A 4530-nucleotide genomic window follows, 5' to 3' on the forward strand; every position below is an offset into this window, starting at 1 on the left:
TTCGGAGCTGCGGGGCGTGTTCGCCAAACAGTGCAGTCCGACCAGGATACATTGAAACCGGCCGGACGTCCGCGAATTCACTCTTAAGCAGGTACGTAGAAGTGATTCGGTATAACGACAATTCCGCTGATCGTGATCGGTTCGGCGTAGGCCGGACCAAGGAGCCTAAGCGACGCAGTTCCGGCACGACTGAGCAAGTGAATGCCGGAACTCGCAAAGCCTCGGTCCGGCCTTCAGTTCGCGGCAGTTTCGCCAGATGATTCCTGCATACCTGCTTAATCCTTGCTCAGGCATGAGGAGGCTCAACGGCATCATTGCCGCCGCATACCGCACGAAGGAAGGTTCCGATGCAAGCCGCGAGGTACGATGGGATCATCAGCAGCATGGCAACAACCGGCGCGAATAGTGCTACCGAATACCCAGATGCGAGTTCAGCAGGTTTCGGAGTCGCCCCACTCATACCGATGATGGCATACACGTTCACCAAACCCTGAACCGCGGCAAAGATGCCAATCATCAGTGGCGCATGAACGAGAAGCAGTATCGAGGCGACCGCCATTGCGCCACGCCCTCGAAACAGCAGAACGATGACAAGGATAAAGCTGACCACCGCCGAGAGCGGAAGAAGCACGAGGTAGAGCGGGCCAAGTGCCGAAATCGCCCAACCCATCAGTGATTGTGACTCGTTCATTGACGTCCAACGTGGCATACGAGTGGGAATACAGTCAGATAACGACAGGCTCGACTGACCGCCGGCCGGATTCTACCAAATAGAAGACCTGATCGGTCGCTTCGGCCAACGCCATCTTCCCTTCGACTTTGGCGGCGAAAACGTCGACTAACCGCTACGACAATTGATCTCACCGCAGAATCCGCACGCAGGGTAAATGGGATCACATCACGCAACACCGGCACCGGCACCGGAAAGAATAAGCCACTGTGCACATTGTCAGTACTAGCCCCAAAACCCAAGGTCCAATGCACGAAGATTCTTGAATCGGCTTCAACCACCTTGCTCGGCAACTTCGTTCACCGATTCTTAGGGGAACGGTTCTGATTCTCAGGCAAGCGATAGTCTTCGGTTTGCTGGATGGGGCAGCGAATAACGGTGTTGTTCGACAATTCAGCGTTGGGGCTGTTGGCCGCCAAGATGCCCCGACAGAACGCATCTCGAATGTAGCAGTCGCTGATGATTCCACTCGCATTGAAGAATGCGACCGCATCATCGCCGGACGCGATGAACCGGCAGTTCTTCACAACGTTGCCACTTGTCGGCAGATCATCGGGCTGACCAATCTGAGGCCCGCCTCCGGGCGCCGCCAAGCAAGGCATCTGTCCGTTGATCGGTGGAGGACGATCCGTGACGCAGTTTAGGAACTTTACTTCTTGGAATCCTCCCCGGAACACCCCACGCGTTTTCTGAGTCCACTTGACTGACTCAAAACTGAAGTCCGATCCACCCATGAACCAATAAGCCTGCCCGCCAAACTCCGTGGTGCCCCCGTGTTTTGACTTGATGCCGATCAAGGCGTCTTTAGCGTAGTTCGCCACCTGGCTCTTTCTCTTAAGTTCGATCTCCCATCTCCGGCCTTCGAGATGCACCGCTCGCGTCCACGGTATCTGGTCATTGTCTTCTTGGACGAGATGAGGATCGGTTTTGCTGTTCGTGTATCGCCGCAGGAAACGCCCTTGGTCACTGCGCGGATTGAAGATCATGGCAGGAGTGGGAAATCCTTCCTGAATTTCGAGAACGACTTTGCCGGGAGCAGTCTCGACGACCAACCCTTGACTGACCGTGTAATCCTTGCGGGTCATGTGCAGGCCGGTCATGGTAACGCGATACACGTCCCGTCCGTACAGGGCATGCTTGTTGTCCGAGAACACCAAGATTGTTTTGTCCATGCCTTTGCCCCGAAAGATCAGGCGACCGTTCGGGCCCGGTTTGATCTGGCTTAAATCAATGGTCCCTTTGCTGTCACCCTGGTCTTCTAGATAAAACGTCCCCTCGTCAAGTTCCAAAACGATCACGTCATTGGGTGCGTTGCCGAAGTGAGCTTTTGCTTCGTCAATTGCCTGACGGATTCCTTGCGAAGAGATCCCGAATTTCGACCGGACGTTCCAGTTGAGCGTCTCCGCTCCCGCAACCGTGACAGTGCCCCACATCAGAAGTGTTGCTGTTGCGATGAAGCAGTATCGTTGCATGTGTGTTCCTTATCGATAAACGACCGCGGTAACCGAGCGACGGCAAACGAGGTTCCACCAACCAAAGGACCTGATCGGTCACTTTGGTTGATACTAAGGTTCCATCGTCCTTTGTGGCAGAAAAATCGTTTGACCGCCAAAACGAGATCTTACCGCGGCGTCCTCAAGCGGTGCAAATTCAAACGTATCAACCGCGTGGTACCGAGCCAGGGAAAGAATCAGCCACAGCGGACACGGAGAACACAGAGCTTTCCCCTGAATTCCGTGTCTTGGTGCCTCCGTGAGAACAACTCTTCTGATTTTGCGGTGAAACGCCCCTTCCATCATCTCACGCCACCGGAACATCACCAACAGACCAGTCAATCAAATTTGAGCCAATCGGTTCACTTGTCATTGTTAAACGCAATAATCACGAACCGGGGCGTCGACAGTGCATCCGATCGAAGTGACACGGCCAATCACCAAGCTAACCCGAACGCGGACAATCGGTTAACGGGCCGAATCACCGAACACGTTTCCGAAAGGTCGATGGCTGATGCGAGGGAGCAGCAGCTACTTGATTACTAAGGTCTCTTTTAGCTTTCCTGTCGTGCTATGTTTTGCCAACTCCGTCGATTATCGGTTCACGTCTACGACGACGCGTCCCCTTAGCTCTCCGTTGAGCATCTTCGTCGCCAGTGGAATTAGTTCGGACAAGCCGACTTCCTTACTGATTGTGGCAAGCTTTGAGACATCGAGATCGAGGCTTAAGCGTCGCCACGCTTCGAGCCGCTCGAGCCGGGGACACATGACGCTGTCTATGCCAACCAGCGTGACGCCACGCAAAATAAACGGCGCTACCGTCGCGGGGAAATCCATTCCGCCAGCCAGCCCGCAGGCCGTAACGACACCTCGGTATCGGGTCGTCGCGCAAACGGTGGCCAGCGTATGACTGCCTACGACGTCGATGGCTCCTGCCCAACGCTCCTTTTGCAGCGGCTTGCCGGGCGACGTGAACATGGTGCGATCCAGTACTTCCGCCGCGCCCAAACTCTTAATGTAGTCCGCTTCCTCCGGCCGACCGCTCACCGCAACGACGGTAAAACCGAGCTTCGCGAGAACAGCCGTAGCGACACTCCCCACGCCGCCCGCCGCACCGGTGACGACAATCTCCCCGTGCTCTGGCTTGACTCCATGCCGTTCCAGAGCCAGCACGCAGAGCATGGCAGTGTAGCCTGCCGTGCCAATGGCCATCGCCTGCTGCGGTGTAAACCGTCCCCGCATCGGCACCAACCAGTCCCCGTTGACGCGAGCCTTCTGGGCCAAGCCTCCCCAGTGCTTTTCTCCAACGCCCCAGCCATTGAGAATCACCTCGTCGCCGACGACATAATCGGAATGGCTCGACTGTTCCACGATACCGACCAAGTCGACCCCGGGGACCATCGGAAACGTCCGCACCACCGGCCCCTTGCCAGTCAGGGCTAACGCATCCTTAAAGTTGAGAGTCGAATGGCTCACCCGAATGGTTACATCGCCTTCGGGCAATTGGGATTCGTCGAGGTCCGTCAGGGAGGCCCGGTAGCCTGCCTCGTCATTCTGTATGAGGATGCCTTTGAACATGCTGTTTGGGTTGCTTTGTATTGGGAATGGGACTCAGGGGGGTAAATTGCCGAACAGCGACGCTAACCGAGTACCGCGAATGTGGTTTCCTTTGGCACTCGCCATGCGGTACTTCGGTCCCACTTTGGTTCGCCGCGATTCCGTTTCAGTCGATCGGGTACGTCTCGGCATAGCACCTTAGTGTATCAGCATATTCACGATTGAATGATCCATGGGGCCGTTCGCCATCGCGGAAATACCGCTCCAACTGGTCCTTCGGGTTGATCCAATGCGCATCCAAACCCCGTGTGGTTTGAATGACATCGCTGGGAAGATGATCGATGCGGCCAGCATGAAAATCCGCCAAAGCTTGAAAGTCAACCGACACATGGGAAGAGGCGTATTCGATTGTGCGTGGCGTTGGCAGATACTGCGTGTGGTACTCGTAGCCAACTAAGTCGTCCCATGTGGCAGGGGGCGCCCCTCCGTGCTCCTCAGCGTACGACGCAATGATGCAGGTGGTCCCCCATTCGCAGTATGCCGCAACAAGCCCACGCCGAACAGCGAACGCGATCCAAACGAAGGTAGCCGCCACAACGATTGGGACGATGATCCAAAGCGTTCGTTTCGTACTGCGTCGCATTAGCTTTCCAGATAGACGTCGATCATGCCGCATTGTCAGCAAACGATCGTGTTAAGCAGGTACGCGGGAATTATCTGGCGAAAATGCCGCGAACTGTAGGCCGGACC

The 4530-nt window shown here is 55.8% G+C and carries 4 protein-coding genes; all 4 read right to left on the reverse strand.

Annotated features, from left to right (window positions below):
* Positions 1-286: 286 nt before the first annotated feature.
* Positions 287-691 (reverse strand): hypothetical protein, encoded by a 405-nt coding sequence (locus NB063_RS31975; protein ID WP_250933892.1) that lies wholly within the window; start codon positions 689-691, stop codon positions 287-289.
* A 338-nt stretch (positions 692-1029) separates the two neighbouring features.
* On the reverse strand, positions 1030-2202 hold the full coding sequence (locus NB063_RS31980; protein WP_250933893.1) for a right-handed parallel beta-helix repeat-containing protein: 1173 nt from the start codon (positions 2200-2202) through the stop codon (positions 1030-1032).
* 615 nt (positions 2203-2817) lie between these two features.
* Entirely contained in the window at positions 2818-3801 is a 984-nt protein-coding gene (acuI, locus tag NB063_RS31985) for an acrylyl-CoA reductase (NADPH) (RefSeq protein WP_250933894.1), read from the reverse strand.
* Positions 3802-3946: 145 nt separating this feature from the next.
* Complete coding sequence (locus NB063_RS31990; RefSeq protein ID WP_250933896.1) at positions 3947-4423, reverse strand: hypothetical protein; 477 nt, start codon at positions 4421-4423, stop codon at positions 3947-3949.
* Positions 4424-4530 lie beyond the last annotated feature (107 nt).

Origin of the sequence: Aporhodopirellula aestuarii (genome assembly GCF_023701485.1) — a bacterium.
Classification (GTDB): Bacteria; Planctomycetota; Planctomycetia; order Pirellulales; family Pirellulaceae; genus Rhodopirellula; species Rhodopirellula aestuarii.

Excerpts from the sequence above, each read along its gene's own strand:
- NB063_RS31975 (WP_250933892.1), bottom strand. The coding sequence starts at position 691 with ATGAACGAGTCACAATCACTGATGGGTTGGGCGATTTCGGCACTTGGC.
- NB063_RS31980 (WP_250933893.1), bottom strand. The coding sequence starts at position 2,202 with ATGCAACGATACTGCTTCATCGCAACAGCAACACTTCTGATGTGGGGC.
- acuI (WP_250933894.1), bottom strand. The coding sequence starts at position 3,801 with ATGTTCAAAGGCATCCTCATACAGAATGACGAGGCAGGCTACCGGGCC.
- NB063_RS31990 (WP_250933896.1), bottom strand. The coding sequence starts at position 4,423 with ATGCGACGCAGTACGAAACGAACGCTTTGGATCATCGTCCCAATCGTT.